Origin of the sequence: Cohnella rhizosphaerae (genome assembly GCF_029525575.1) — a bacterium.
GTDB classification, from domain to species: Bacteria; Bacillota; Bacilli; order Paenibacillales; family Paenibacillaceae; genus Cohnella; species Cohnella rhizosphaerae.
On the sequence record NZ_JAPDIA010000008.1, the window covers coordinates 551,450 to 564,447 of the forward strand.

The window sequence follows — 12,998 nt, forward strand, 5'->3', positions numbered from 1 at the left end:
CATGAAAAAGCAGAAATGGATCATACTCGCGACAGCGGCAGGACTTCTCGCGACGACCGGCGCGAGCGCGGCGGGGCTCATCGAGAAAGTGACGGGCCAGCTTCGCGGAGACATCTCGGTCACGGTTAACGGAGAGCAAACCGAGCTTCACCCCGTCTATATCGACGGCAAGGCTTATATTCCGGTCCGCGATGCCGCCGAAGCGTTCGGCTACGGCATCGCGTGGAATCAAAAGCAGCTGGATCTGACAAGCAAACAAACGCCCCCGGCGGAAGAAGCCGGCTATATTACGACCTCCGGGGTCGTCGCGAGCGCGACGGCGAACGCGGACGGAGGCGTCAGGCTCGAGGTGCTTGGCACCGGGCAAAATCCGTGGATCGTCCTGACGGCGGACGCCAAGACGACGATCGCGGGCGCGGACGGCAAGAAGCTCGCAGCCGGAGACCTGAAGGCCGGCATGCACGTTATCGCCGAATACGGACCGATCGTCGCGAAGAGCTATCCCGGACAATCGCATGCGGCATCCGTCAACGTGACGGCCGAGCGATTGGTCAAGGAACAGGCGGTCTATACGGTCGAAAAGGCGGACGGCGGCTGGCGCATCCAGTTTTCCGAGCTGAAGGACGGCGTCGAGACGCCGGCGCTTACGCTGCAATCCGGCAAGGAGACGCGTCTCGTGGACAAGGAAGGGCGCGCTGCCGACTGGACGCAAATCAAGCCGGGGACGCCGGTTCGCGCTTATTACGGCCCGACGATTACCGAAGGTCAGGTCGCGGCGCTGGATACGGTCGTCGTACTGGAGCGGCAGCCTACGGCCGAGCAGATCGCGGCCTACCGCGAGATCGCCTGGAAGCTCGTGCCGGCCGAGCAACTGCCGCATCTGCTGACCAAGAAGGAAGAAGCCCAGGTGGCCGTCATCGAGCCGGACAGCGCCGGTATCATGCCCGCCGACGAAGCGGCGAAGAAGCGCATCGAAGCGATCAAGGCAGCCGGCGGCAAGCTGATCGCCGTCTATTACAGCACGGATCAAGACGCGCTGATCGGGCCGTTGACGATCGTGTTCGATCCGGAGACGGAGAAGCTGCTCGGCTATTTCATAAGACGTTAATCGCGAAGGCGTACGGAATCCGTTGTCCCTCGAATGAGGGCGCGGATTCTTTTTTGCGTGTTAAGGTGTTTGCCTTGACAAGGTGCGGGCGAAAGCTTATGATAGTTTTCGGACGCGGCGTGTCAAGTCGTTTCCCTTGACAGCATAGGAGTGATCGTGATGCAGGGAGAACGCGCACTCGCGAAGACGACCCGGATGAACATGCTGTTCGATTTTTACGGGCCTCTGCTGACCGACAAGCAGCAGACTTTTTTTGAAGTTTTATTACCATGACGATTACTCGCTCGGCGAGATCGCCGCTGACTTCGAGATTAGCCGGCAGGCGGTCTACGAGCACCTGAAGCGGGCGGAGCAGGCGCTCGAAGGCTACGAGGACAAGCTCGGACTGATGGCGAGGCACGTGCGGCTGCACGGCTGGCTGGACGCGCTCGACCGGCAGATCGGCGGGCTCCCGGAGCCGCATCGCGAAGCGTTGGCCAGGACGGCCGCCGCTCTTCGCGGCTCGGAAGACGGCGAGTTTTGAACGCGAACCCGACAAATGATATGATTGAACGAATAGAGGCGAGATTTTTGAAGAAGGGAGGGACCGGCTTATGGCATTCGAGGGATTGACGACAAGGCTCCAGAACGTGTTCGGCAAGCTGCGCGGCAAAGGGAAGCTGTCCGAAGACGATGTCAACGAAGCGATGCGCGAGGTTCGGCTGGCGCTGCTCGAGGCCGACGTCAACTTCAAGGTCGTCAAGGACTTCATCGCCAAGGTGAAGGAGAAGGCCGTCGGCCTGGAAGTGACGAAGAGCTTTACGCCCGGCATGGTCGTGGTCGATATCGTCCACAAGGAATTGATCGAGCTGATGGGCGGGACGCAGTCCAAGCTGGCCAAGGCCAACCGGCCGCCGACGGTCGTTCTGATGGCGGGCCTGCAGGGCGCGGGCAAGACGACGCTCGTCGGCAAGCTGGCGAAGCTGCTGCAGTCGCAGAATCATAAGCCGCTGCTCGTGGCCGGCGACATCTATCGCCCCGCCGCGATCAAGCAGCTGCAGGTGCTCGGCGGACAGATCGACGTGCCGGTATTCTCCCTGGGCGACCAGGTCAGCCCGGTCGAGATCGCCCGGCAGGGCGTGGCGCGCGCCAAGGAAGAGGGCCGCGACTACGTGCTCATCGACACCGCGGGCCGACTGCAGATCGACGAGGCGCTCATGGAAGAGATCAAGCAGATTCACGCGGCGGTCAACCCCGACGAGGTGCTGCTGGTGGTCGACGCCATGACCGGGCAAGAGGCGGTCAACGTGGCCAAGAGCTTCCACGATCAGCTCGCGCTGACCGGCGTCGTGCTGACCAAGCTCGACGGCGACACCCGCGGCGGCGCCGCGCTGTCGGTCAAGGCGGTGACGGGCTGCCCGATCAAATTCGCCTCCACGGGCGAGAAGATCGATCAGCTCGAAGCGTTCCACCCCGACCGGATGGCGTCCCGGATTCTCGGCATGGGCGACATGCTGTCGCTGATCGAGAAGGCGCAGACGAACATCGACGAGGAGAAGGCGAAGGAGCTCGAGCGCAAGATGCGCACGGCCGAGTTCACCTTCGACGACTTCCTCGAGCAGATGGAGCAGGTCCGCAAGATGGGGCCGCTCGACCAACTGCTCGACATGATGCCCGGCATGAACAAGCTGAAGGCCAATCCGAACTTCAAGATCGACGAGAAGCAGATCTCGCGCACCGAGGCGATCGCCAAGTCGATGACGAAGGCGGAGAAGCAGAAGCCCGACATGATTAACTTCAGCAGGCGCAAGCGGATCGCGGCCGGCAGCGGTACGACCGTCGCCGACGTGAACCGGCTGCTCAAGCAGTTCGAGGACATGAAGAAGATGATGAAGCAATTTTCCGGCATGATGGGACCGAAGGGACCCAAAGGCGGGATGAAGGGCCTCAAGAATCTGCTTGGCGGCAAAGGCGGCAAGGGCATGAAGTTTCCTTTCTAATTCGAAGGCAACGAGATCTCGTTAAGGAGGTGAAAGTTTAAAATGGCAACTCGCATTCGTCTTAAGCGTATGGGCGCTCACAAAGCCCCTTTCTACCGCGTGGTCGTAGCTGATTCCCGCTCCCCGCGCGACGGCCGCTTCATCGAGGAGATCGGCATCTACAACCCGGTCGCTCAACCGGCCGAAGTGAAGATCGACGAGGAGAAGGCACTGAAGTGGCTGCAATCCGGCGCGCAAGCGTCCGATACGGTCCGCAATCTCCTGAGCAAGGCTGGCGTTCTGAAGAAGTTCCACGAATCCAAGCTCTCGAAGTAAGACGTCGGATTTCCCGGAGGCTGACGGCCATGGAACAACTCATACGGGTTATTGCACAGGCATTGGTGGATCATCCGGAAGACGTACGAATTCAGGTCAAGGAAGACGCGCGAGGCCTGGTGTACGAGCTTACCGTTCATCCCGGCGATGTCGGCAAGGTCATCGGCAAGCAGGGGCGGATCGCGAAGGCGCTGCGCACGGTCGTCTCGTCCGCCGCGGTCAAGACCCACAAACGCGTCATCGTGGACATCGTATCCGAATAGCAGGCAGCTGAAGTCCGGGCGCGCGAACAGCGTACCGGGCTTTTTCGTCCTTGTGCGTCGCGTTGTCGTATGCGCAGGCAGCGGATCGGGATATTCTATCGTAAAAAGGGGGGGGGCGTTCCCTTGTCGGAGCGACAACTGCTGAACGTCGGCAAAATCGTCAATACGCACGGCGTGCGGGGCGAGATCAAAGTATGGCCGCAGACGGACTTCCCGGACGTGCGGTTCCGCGCGGGCAGCAAGTTGCTTCTCGTGAATCCGGAAGCCGGCGGGCATACCTCGGAGGTCGAGGTCGTCAGCGCCCGCGAACAAAAAAACATGTTCGTGGTCCGGCTGAAGGGCTGGGACGACATCAACCAGATCGAGAAGTATAAGGGCTGGGAGCTTAAGGTCGAAGCCGAGGACCGCGTGGAGCTCGAGGAAGACGAATACTATCTGAGCGATATTATCGGCTGCGCCGTCTTCACGGAGGAAGGCGAGGAGCTGGGCTTCGTCAAGGAGATTCTGTCCCCCGGCGCGAACGATGTCTGGGTCGTCAAACGTCCGAAGGGCGGAGATTTGCTGCTGCCGTTTATCGACGATGTCGTCAAGGAAGTCGACGTCGCCGCCCGCAAGGTCAAAGTTCATTTGATGGAAGGATTGCTCTGACGATGCGCGTAGACGTTCTGACGCTTTTCCCCGAGATGTTCGAAGGCGTGTTCGGCAGCAGCATTCTGGGAAAAGCGCGCGAGCGCGGGCTCGTCTCGCTGAATACGGTGAACTTCCGCGACTACGCGAACAACAAGCACAACACCGTCGACGATACGCCGTACGGCGGCGGCGGCGGCATGGTGCTGAAGCCGGACCCGATCTTCGCGGCGGTCGAAGCGGTGACGGGACGAATGACGCCGACAGAACCGGACGACGATCCGGCCGAGGCTAGGGCGCATGCTCAAGAGGCGGCGATAGAGGGACAAGCAGAGATGGAAAGCTCGCGTCCGCCCCGCGTCATTCTCATGTGCCCGCAGGGAGAAACCTTCACGCAGACGAAGGCGCAGGAGCTGTCGCGGGAGGAGCATCTCATCTTTATTTGCGGCCATTACGAGGGTTACGACGAGCGGATCCGCAGTCACCTCGTGACGGACGAGCTGTCGATCGGAGATTACGTGCTCACGGGCGGCGAGCTGCCCGCCATGGCCGTCGTAGACGCCGTCGTCAGGCTGCTGCCCGGCGTGCTCGGCAACGAGAGCTCCGCCGTCACCGACTCGTTCAGCGACGGCCTGCTCGAATACCCCCACTATACCCGGCCCGTTAATTTTCGCGGCCTTCAAGTTCCGGACGTGCTGCTGTCGGGCCATCATGCGGAGATCGACAAATGGCGCAGGCAGCAGTCGCTGCTGCGGACGCATGCGCGCCGGCCGGAGCTGCTTGAAGGTGCGGCGTTGTCCGACAAAGAGAAAAAGTGGCTCGAAGACGCGGTTAAAGCGCAACGCGACAACGCCGCTCGCTGATTCCCGGCGGTCCGCGAGGCGATGCCGGGTTAATAGAATTCGGACTTGAATACGACGGGCGTTTGTGATAGAATTTCAAATGTTGTGTATGCCGAAGCCTATGCCCGGTCTGGTGGCCGACAGGTTAAGGCATGATTAATCGGGCGGTCCTCTGCGCGCTAAGATCCGGATTCGAACATTCGGGGGAGCGGCACGAACGTCTATGGCGGAAGGAGGGGACACCCCCATGAGTCTGATTCAAACGATTACCCAAGAGCAACTGCGCAAGGACATCCCGACTTTCCGTCCTGGCGACACGCTGAAGGTTCACGTCAAAGTCGTCGAGGGTTCCCGCGAGCGGGTACAACTTTTCGAAGGCGTCGTGATCAAGCGTCGCGGCGGCGGGATCAGCGAGACCTTTACGGTTCGCAAGATTTCCTACGGCGTCGGCGTCGAGCGTACTTTCCCGGTTCATTCGCCCCGCATCGAGAAGATCGAAGTGGCGCGCCGCGGCAAGGTTCGCCGTGCGAAGCTCTACTACCTGCGCAACCTGCGCGGCAAGGCAGCTCGCATCAAGGAAATTCGATAATGAAAAAGCAAGGGGGCTTGGCATTCGTTCAAGCCCTCTTTTGCGTTCTTCGCGCATGCGAGATACATACCCTGCGACGGGTATACTTAGCTGAGGCAGAAACGAGGCGAGCTTATGGATCAATCCGACAAACGGAATGAATTGGAGCAAACGGAGACTGCGTTCGGCGGTTCCTCCGTACCCGGCTCGCCTTCCGGGCACACGGTTCCGGAAGCTTCTCCCGGGGAACCCGGATTGAATGGGGCGTCTCCGCCCGCGCCCGGCGCAGGAAAATCGAAAGCCGGCAAAGAAGCCGTCGAATGGGTCAAGGCGCTGGCGATCGCCGGCGTGCTCGTCATTCTGATTCGCTGGCTTCTGTTCAATCCGTTTATCGTCGACGGCGAGTCGATGCAGCCGAACTTCTGGAACGGCGAACGCATCATCGTGAACAAGGCGCTGTACGACATCCGCAAGCCGAAGGCCGGCGAGGTGATCGTCTTTCACGTGCCGGACGAGCATCGGGACTATATCAAGCGGGTCATCGCCGTCGGCGGCGATACCGTCAAGGTTCAAGGCGACGACGTGTACGTCAACGGCACGAAGATCAAGGAACCGTATTTGCAGGCGACGTACGACGAAATGCACGCATCTGGTCAACTGTACAATGACGAGAAATGGAGCAGCGACTTTCCGAACGATACGTTCCCGGACGGCAAGGTGCCGGACGGCATGCTGTACGTAATGGGCGACAACCGTCCGAACAGCAAGGACAGCCGCATGATCGGCTACGTGCCGATCGATCGCGTCGTCGGCCGTGCAGAGCTCGTCTTCTGGCCGCTCGACAAGATCAAATATATCGGTAAAGGCTACTAAGCCGAATCTGACGCGATGCGTCTCGGCCCACGGCTTAAGCCGGAGGGACCTGCGCTACCGAGGCGCACACGAGAGGAGGCTGTTTCATTTGACCATCCAATGGTTTCCCGGTCATATGACCCGGGCCAAAAGGCAAATCGAAGAAAAACTCAAGCTGATCGACGTCGTATTCGAACTGCTGGACGCGCGAATTCCCGAAGCGAGCCGCAATCCGATGATCGACGAGATCGTCGGCGGCAAGCCGAGGCTGATCCTGCTGAACAAGGCGGACCTGGCCGACCCGGCCGCGAACGCGGCTTGGCTCGCCCACTACCAATCGCTCGGACACAGCGCGCTATTGATCGACTCGAGCACCGGCACGGGCGTCAAGGATATCGCCGTACGCGTACAGGCGCTGCTTAAGGAAAAGACGGACCGGCAGATCGCCAAAGGCCTTAAGCCGAGGCCTGCCAGGGCGTTGATCGTCGGCATTCCGAACGTAGGGAAGTCTACGCTGATCAACAAACTGGCAGGGCGAAGCGCGGCAGTGACCGGCGACAAGCCGGGCGTTACGAAGGGCCAGCAGTGGATCCGAACGGGCGGGGGGACTTGAGCTGCTTGACACGCCGGGCATCTTATGGCCGAAGTTCGAGGATGCCGACGTCGGTTTCAGGCTGGCCGCGACGGGCGCGATCAAGGAAGAAGTGCTTCACGTGGACGAGGTCGGCTGCACGCTTATCCGCTATCTGGCGGACGCGTACAGGGACACGCTGGTCGAGCGCTACGGATTGGACGCGCTCCCGGCGACGCTGCCTGATACGGCTTCGGCGGCGGACGTGCTGGCCGATATCGGCCGGCGCCGGGGATGTCTGGGCAGCGGCGGTCATGTGGACTACGGCAAGGCTGCGGGCGTCCTGCTGCGCGACCTGCGATCCGGCAAGCTTGGACGAATTTCGCTCGAATCTCCTGCAGGATGATCATGGCGCGTCGACTTCGGTCGGCGCGCTTTTTTCGGTTCTTGCACAAGATCGAAAAACAGTTGCCGGATCGGCGCCGTTGTCGGACAATAGAAGACAGAACAAAACGAACAACGGCATCGAAGGTGGAATGGGAATTGAAGACCGAAATACCGATCGTAATCGACAGATTGGCGTACGAGCGGGCTTTGTGGGCGGAAGGCGTCTTGGCGATCGCCGGCGTGGACGAGGTCGGCCGAGGCTGCTTGTTCGGCGACGTCGTCGCCGCTGCCGTCGTCCTGCCGCCTGGCCTCGTGCTCGAAGGAATCGACGACTCCAAGCGCCTCAGCGAGAAAAAGCGGGACGCGCTGTACGACGTCATTCTCGCGAATGCGGTCGCCTGGTCGGTCGGGCGCGCAGACGCCGCGACGATCGACAAGATCAATATCCGGCAGGCTTCGCGTCTGGCGATGAAGCGCGCGGTCGAAGGACTCGCGGTTCGGCCGGAGCACTTGCTGATCGACGCCGAGACCGTCGAGCTGCCGCTTCCCCAAACGAAGATTATCAAGGGAGACATGCTCAGCCAGTCCATCGGCGCGGCCTCGATCGTCGCCAAGGTGACGCGGGATCGGCTATGCGATCAAATATGGGATCTGAACTACGCCGGGTACGGGATCAAGGATCATAAGGGATACGCGACGAAGGTTCATCGCGAAGCGCTGCTCGCGCTCGGGCCGACGCCGTTGCACCGCAGGTCGTTTTTATCGAAGTACGCCATCGAGCAGCAGACGCTCTTTTAACGGATTGACGGACCGCAGCCGATAAACGGATACATAACCTACGGTCATGCCGGGAGCAGACTCGAGGAAGGGAGTTGCGCCAGATTGGACATGAACATCGGTTCTTTGATGAGGGCGCTCATGAAGGACGGTCAGCCGACCGACGTCAAAGCGTTGGAGCTGCGAATCGGACAAATCGTGCGCGGCGTGCTGATCGAGATGCTCGACGGCCAGGATGCGCTCATGAACATTAACGGCGTGCCTGTCAGAGCGAGGCTCGAGGCGGATCTGTCCGTCGGCCAAAGCACGCTGCTCCAGGTGCGGCCCGACTCTTCTACGGGGTTGATCTCCCTGCGGCCGCTGCCGGACGCCGCGCAGGCGGATGCGGCCGACGAGACGCTGACGCGCGACGGCGTCAAGGCCTTCGGTCTGCCCGAGCAGCCGTGGAGCCGCGAGCTGCTTCGCGGTCTCGCGCGCGACGGCTATCCCGTCACGCGCGAGACGGCGGACTGGTTCGCGCAGGCGGCCGCTGCCAAGCCGGCCGCTGCGGATGCGCAGGAGTGGATGAATGCCGCCGGAGTCGCCTTCAGGCGCGGGCTGCAGCCTACGGAGACGACGGTCGGTTCGCTCAGGCAGGCTTTGTACGGGCCGCCGCTGCACGAACAGTTGTCGACGCTCGAAGCGCTCGCGGGACGCGCGGCTGCCGATCCTTCGGTCAAGACCGAGACGTCAGAGGCAGCGCGGCGGATCTTGACGCTGCTCAAAGCAGTGTCAACGCTGGTCGAGGGACAGGCTTTCGAGGAGGCGGATAGGGCTTCTCGCGGCGGCGAGCGGGCAGGAAGCGGCGGCGCGGCGGCGCGGGAGGCGGAGCCCGGCGTCGTAAGGCGGCAGGACGGCAGCGGCGGGCCCGCCGGGCAGGCAGGGCCTTTGCGGCAAGCAGACGCGCGCCAGGAGAGCGTGGGCCGCGGGAATCTCTTGCCGCAGACCGCTTCCGCGGCTGAAGCCGAAGGGGCGGCGCAGTCCGCCGCCGAGCCCGCGGGCCGGCGGTCGCCGGATTCGGCGGCCGCGGCGGCATCGCGGAGCGCGGTCGGCGCGCATGAAGCAGCGGGCGATGCTGCCGCAGGCGGCGGACGGGCCGGCGCGGCGGGGGCGAGCGCGGCGTCGCAGCGTCCGGCTGGCGGCGCAGTCCCGGGCGAGCCGTCTGCGCTGACGAACGCGGACAAGGAGCCGTCCTGGATCGGCAAGCTGCTGAGCGCGCTCGGCGTCAGCCACGAGCATGCGGCGCTCAAAAGCGGCGCCTGGAGCGAGGCGCAGTCCGGTCTGTCGAACGGCGGGGAGCAAGGAACGGGCGAGGCGACGATGCGGCAGGGCGATTCGCTCAAGAGCGCGCTGCTTGCGCTCGGCGCAAGCGACGACGCGCCGCCCGCGCTGCGCGAGGCGGCGCAAAATCTTGTCCAGCAAATTACGGGGCAGCAGCTCCTGCTGTCCGCGGAGCGGCAAAATACGGCGATGATGAGCCATTTGACGCTGTTCGTTCCGATGAAAGGCCAGGACGGAGAAACGACGGCCAAAGTCCATATCGAAGCCCGGCGGGGGGCGGCGCGGCGAGCTGGACGCGGACAATTGCAGGCTGCTCTTCGACCTCGACATGCGGCATATGGGGCGGACCGTCGTCGATGTTCAAGTCGTCGACCGATCGGTCTCGCTTCGGCTGCTGAACGACGACCCCGACGTCGCGGAACTGATCGAAGCGTCGAAAGACGAAGCCGCCGACGGGCTGCAATCGGCCGGCTACCGGCTGATGTCGTTGACGGCCGCTCCTTATCCGGAGCGCGTCTCCGCCGAGGCGAACGTATCCGAAGCGAGCCAGGCGCCTGGCGGCGCCTACGCCGCCAGGCTTTATAAAGGGATCGATTACCGGGCTTAAACGGTCCGCATACGGAAAGACCAAGGTGGAGATCGAATGGATCAGCCGAAGGAAAAAGGACGGAAGGCGGGAGCAGCCGGCCATTCAGACGGAGCGCGGGATGCGGCCGAGGGCGGGAGATACGTTCCCAGAAAAGCCGTCGCGCTAAAGTACAATCCCGAGCTTCGGACCGCCCCCGTCGTCGTCGCCAAAGGCAAAGGCGCCGTTGCCGAGGAGATTTTGAAGCGCGCCGCGGAGAACGGCGTGCCTATTCAGGAGGACGCCTCGCTCGTCGAAGTGCTGTCGAAGCTGGACCTGGAGCAGGAAATCCCGCAGGAGCTTTACCAGCTCGTGGCCGAAGTGCTTAGCTTCGTCTACCGGTCCGATAAGCGGGCGTCGCAAAGAAACGGAGGTCGGCCGAATTGACGCGCGATCCGAGTTCGGGCATAAGGAAGCCGGACCTTCGCAAAATGCGCGGGGATCGGGCGGAAGCGGAAGCCGCCGCTTTTTTTGGTACGTCTGGGTTATCGCATACGGGAGCGCAACTGGCGCTGCCGGACGGGAGAGCTGGATATCGTCGCGACGGACGGCGACACGACGGTCATCGTGGAGGTCCGGTCGCGTAGGGAGAACGGCCGGTTCGGCACGGCGGTCGAGGCCGTCACCCCGCGCAAATGCATGCAGGTTCGCGCGACGGCGCAAGTCTATTTGCGCTTCGCGGGTCTGGATGGGGCCCGAATAAGGTTCGACGTCGTAGCGGTGACGAACGACGAGACGGGCGGCGTGAAGGAGGTGCGGCATCTGGTCGGCGCATTTTGAGCAATGTCGCCGTATGGCGAAGATTGAACGAAAGGCGGCAATTCTGAATCGCAAGTCGCTTCTGGCAGAGGTTGACAAGCGGCCGAAAGCTCATTAAAGTAATAAACAAGGATTAAAACGATACGGGAAGCAGGGAAGCACCTTGCTCCGGCGACGAATCTACGTTGCGGAGGGGAAGGTGTGTTTTTTATGTATTGCAAACTGCTGAGCGCCATCGTGCTTGGCGTTGAAGGCAGGCTGATCGAGGTCGAAGTGGACATCGCGGCCGGCTTGCCTCAGGTCAACGTGGTCGGATTGCCGGACCCGGCCGTTCGCGAGTCGATCGATAGAGCAAGGGCAGCCATACAAAATGCGGGAATGAAGTTTCCGCTCGACCGCATCACGGTCAATCTGGCGCCGGCGGACATGCGCAAGCAAGGAAGCGCGTTCGATCTGGCGATCGCGGCGGGCATTCTTTGCGCGAGCGGTCAGATGCGCCAGCAAGAGCTCGACGACGCTCTTATTATCGGCGAGTTGTCCTTGAACGGAGCGGTGAAGGCCGTCCCCGGCGTGCTCGCGATGGCCGAGAACGCGCGAGCGGCCGGTTTGCGGCGCATATACGTGCCGCCGGCGAGCGCGAGCGAAGCGGGGTTGATCGAAGGCATCGAGGTTAGATCCGTCTCTTCGCTGGCGGATTGGATCCGGGGCCCGAGCGGGGGGAGGCGCCGCTTCGCCGCCGGCGACAGAGGCCGACGAGATTCGCGAGCGCGCTAACGGCGCAGCGCCGGATTTGGCGGACGTCTCCGGTCAATTGCAGGGCAAGCGTGCGCTTCTCATCGCCGCGGCCGGGATGCACAACCTTCTGTTCATGGGGCCCCCGGGCACGGGCAAGACGATGCTGTGCAGGCGGCTGCCCTCGCTGCTCCCGCGGCTCGCCGACGAAGAGGCGCTTGAGGTGACCAAAATTTACAGCGTCAGCGGCAAGTTCCCCGGCGCGCGCGCCGGGTTGATTCGCGAACGTCCGTTTCGAGCGCCCCATCATACGATCTCGACGTCGGGATTGATCGGAGGAGGACCCGTCCCCAAGCCCGGAGAGGTGACGCTGGCGCATCGGGGCGTTCTCTTTTTTGGATGAGCTGCCCGAATTCGGGAGAAGCGCGCTCGAGTCGCTGCGGCAGCCGCTAGAGGACCGTCATGTGACGATCGGGCGTGCGCGCGGCGTGACGCGATTTCCCGCAAGTTTTATGCTGGCTGCGGCGATGAATCCTTGCGCGTGCGGTTTCTGGGGCGGCGACCAAAGCGAGCGGCCCTGCACCTGCTCGGTCGGATCGCTGGCGCGATATCGCGCCCGGATGTCGGGACCGCTCGCCGACCGGATCGACCTTCAGGTCGAGATTCCCAGGCAGCCCGTCAGCTTCGGAGGCGGCGGGATGACCTCCGAAGAGGCGAGGGGAAAGCTGGAAGCGGCTTACGAGCGGCAGTGCCGACGATATGCCGATACCGGAATTCGCTGGAACAGCGCGTTGTCGGGACGCCTGCTGGCCGTTCATGCGCGGCTCCCCGGCGACGCGGAGGCGCTGTTGACCGGCATGTATAGCAGGCTTGGCCTAAGCTATCGCGCGCACGACCGCATCCTGAAGCTGTCCCGTACGATCGCGGATCTCGAAGATTGCGGCGACGTAAGGCTCGAGCATGTCGCGGAGGCGGTGCAATACCGTGCGCTGGACAGAACAATGCCAGACTTCGAACACGGCGCGATCCGGGGAAAGCAAGCGGCTCGGGCACGGAACGAAGCGGCGGCCGCTTCGGCAAGCGACCGTGCTGCGAAGGGACGTAAACGACCGGGAACGCAAGGCGCTCCAAATCAAGCCGGGCAAGCCGTTTGCGACAGCGACGATGGAACCGGCCGATGAATATCGCGACTCCCAATTGGGCCATGTTAAAGATTGTGCGACTGTTTGGAATGCTTTCCATTCTCCTTTTTTAGATGAAATCGTTGCCAAAG

The 12,998-nt window shown here is 62.4% G+C and carries 15 protein-coding genes and 2 pseudogenes; all 17 read left to right on the forward strand.

Translation table 11 applies throughout. The features are described from left to right. Position 1 precedes the first annotated feature (1 nt). The 17 genes and pseudogenes from OMP40_RS25915 to OMP40_RS40455 all read left to right on the forward strand — a co-directional run bounded on the left by OMP40_RS25915 (position 2) and on the right by OMP40_RS40455 (position 12,906). On the forward strand, positions 2 to 1,108 hold the full coding sequence (locus OMP40_RS25915) for a stalk domain-containing protein (protein WP_277535706.1): 1,107 nt from the start codon (positions 2 to 4) through the stop codon (positions 1,106 to 1,108). 159 nt (positions 1,109 to 1,267) lie between these two features. Beyond that, a pseudogene (gene ylxM, locus OMP40_RS25920) lies at positions 1,268 to 1,631 on the forward strand (YlxM family DNA-binding protein). A gap of 70 nt (positions 1,632 to 1,701) precedes the next feature. Then, a complete protein-coding gene (ffh, locus tag OMP40_RS25925; RefSeq protein WP_277535708.1) occupies positions 1,702 to 3,087 on the forward strand; it encodes a signal recognition particle protein in 1,386 nt (461 codons plus the stop codon). Positions 3,088 to 3,129: 42 nt separating this feature from the next. After that, positions 3,130 to 3,402 (forward strand): 30S ribosomal protein S16, encoded by a 273-nt coding sequence (gene rpsP, locus OMP40_RS25930; protein ID WP_090117412.1) that lies wholly within the window; start codon positions 3,130 to 3,132, stop codon positions 3,400 to 3,402. Between the two features lie 29 nt (positions 3,403 to 3,431). Further along, complete coding sequence (locus tag OMP40_RS25935) at positions 3,432 to 3,665, forward strand: KH domain-containing protein (protein ID WP_090117411.1); 234 nt, start codon at positions 3,432 to 3,434, stop codon at positions 3,663 to 3,665. A gap of 123 nt (positions 3,666 to 3,788) precedes the next feature. After that, a complete protein-coding gene (gene rimM, locus OMP40_RS25940) occupies positions 3,789 to 4,313 on the forward strand; it encodes a ribosome maturation factor RimM (RefSeq protein ID WP_277535711.1) in 525 nt (174 codons plus the stop codon). A gap of 2 nt (positions 4,314 to 4,315) precedes the next feature. Next, a complete protein-coding gene (trmD, locus tag OMP40_RS25945; RefSeq protein ID WP_277535714.1) occupies positions 4,316 to 5,155 on the forward strand; it encodes a tRNA (guanosine(37)-N1)-methyltransferase TrmD in 840 nt (279 codons plus the stop codon). A 226-nt stretch (positions 5,156 to 5,381) separates the two neighbouring features. Next, entirely contained in the window at positions 5,382 to 5,723 is a 342-nt protein-coding gene (rplS, locus tag OMP40_RS25950; RefSeq protein WP_277535716.1) for a 50S ribosomal protein L19, read from the forward strand. Positions 5,724 to 5,837: 114 nt separating this feature from the next. Continuing rightward, complete coding sequence (gene lepB / locus OMP40_RS25955) at positions 5,838 to 6,575, forward strand: signal peptidase I (RefSeq protein ID WP_277535718.1); 738 nt, start codon at positions 5,838 to 5,840, stop codon at positions 6,573 to 6,575. An 88-nt stretch (positions 6,576 to 6,663) separates the two neighbouring features. Further along, positions 6,664 to 7,531: pseudogene (ylqF, locus tag OMP40_RS25960) on the forward strand (ribosome biogenesis GTPase YlqF). Between the two features lie 137 nt (positions 7,532 to 7,668). Further along, entirely contained in the window at positions 7,669 to 8,310 is a 642-nt protein-coding gene (locus OMP40_RS25965; protein WP_277535719.1) for a ribonuclease HII, read from the forward strand. 84 nt (positions 8,311 to 8,394) lie between these two features. Then, positions 8,395 to 10,194, forward strand: coding sequence for a hypothetical protein (locus OMP40_RS25970; RefSeq protein WP_277535722.1), 1,800 nt, complete (start codon positions 8,395 to 8,397; stop codon positions 10,192 to 10,194). 58 nt (positions 10,195 to 10,252) lie between these two features. Continuing rightward, the gene (locus OMP40_RS25975; protein WP_277535724.1) at positions 10,253 to 10,621 is read left to right on the forward strand and encodes an EscU/YscU/HrcU family type III secretion system export apparatus switch protein; all 369 of its coding nucleotides are present in this window, start codon (positions 10,253 to 10,255) and stop codon (positions 10,619 to 10,621) included. 84 nt (positions 10,622 to 10,705) lie between these two features. Continuing rightward, on the forward strand, positions 10,706 to 11,014 hold the full coding sequence (locus OMP40_RS25980; RefSeq protein WP_277535726.1) for a YraN family protein: 309 nt from the start codon (positions 10,706 to 10,708) through the stop codon (positions 11,012 to 11,014). Positions 11,015 to 11,203: 189 nt separating this feature from the next. After that, a complete protein-coding gene (locus OMP40_RS40445) occupies positions 11,204 to 11,767 on the forward strand; it encodes a magnesium chelatase domain-containing protein (protein WP_338131239.1) in 564 nt (187 codons plus the stop codon). A gap of 16 nt (positions 11,768 to 11,783) precedes the next feature. After that, complete coding sequence (locus OMP40_RS40450; protein ID WP_338131240.1) at positions 11,784 to 12,128, forward strand: ATP-binding protein; 345 nt, start codon at positions 11,784 to 11,786, stop codon at positions 12,126 to 12,128. Continuing rightward, positions 12,121 to 12,906 carry an ATP-binding protein gene (locus tag OMP40_RS40455; protein WP_338131241.1) on the forward strand — a complete coding sequence of 262 codons (786 nt, stop codon included), beginning with the start codon at positions 12,121 to 12,123 and terminating at the stop codon, positions 12,904 to 12,906. The genes OMP40_RS40450 and OMP40_RS40455 overlap by 8 nt, the downstream gene beginning before the upstream one ends. Positions 12,907 to 12,998 lie beyond the last annotated feature (92 nt).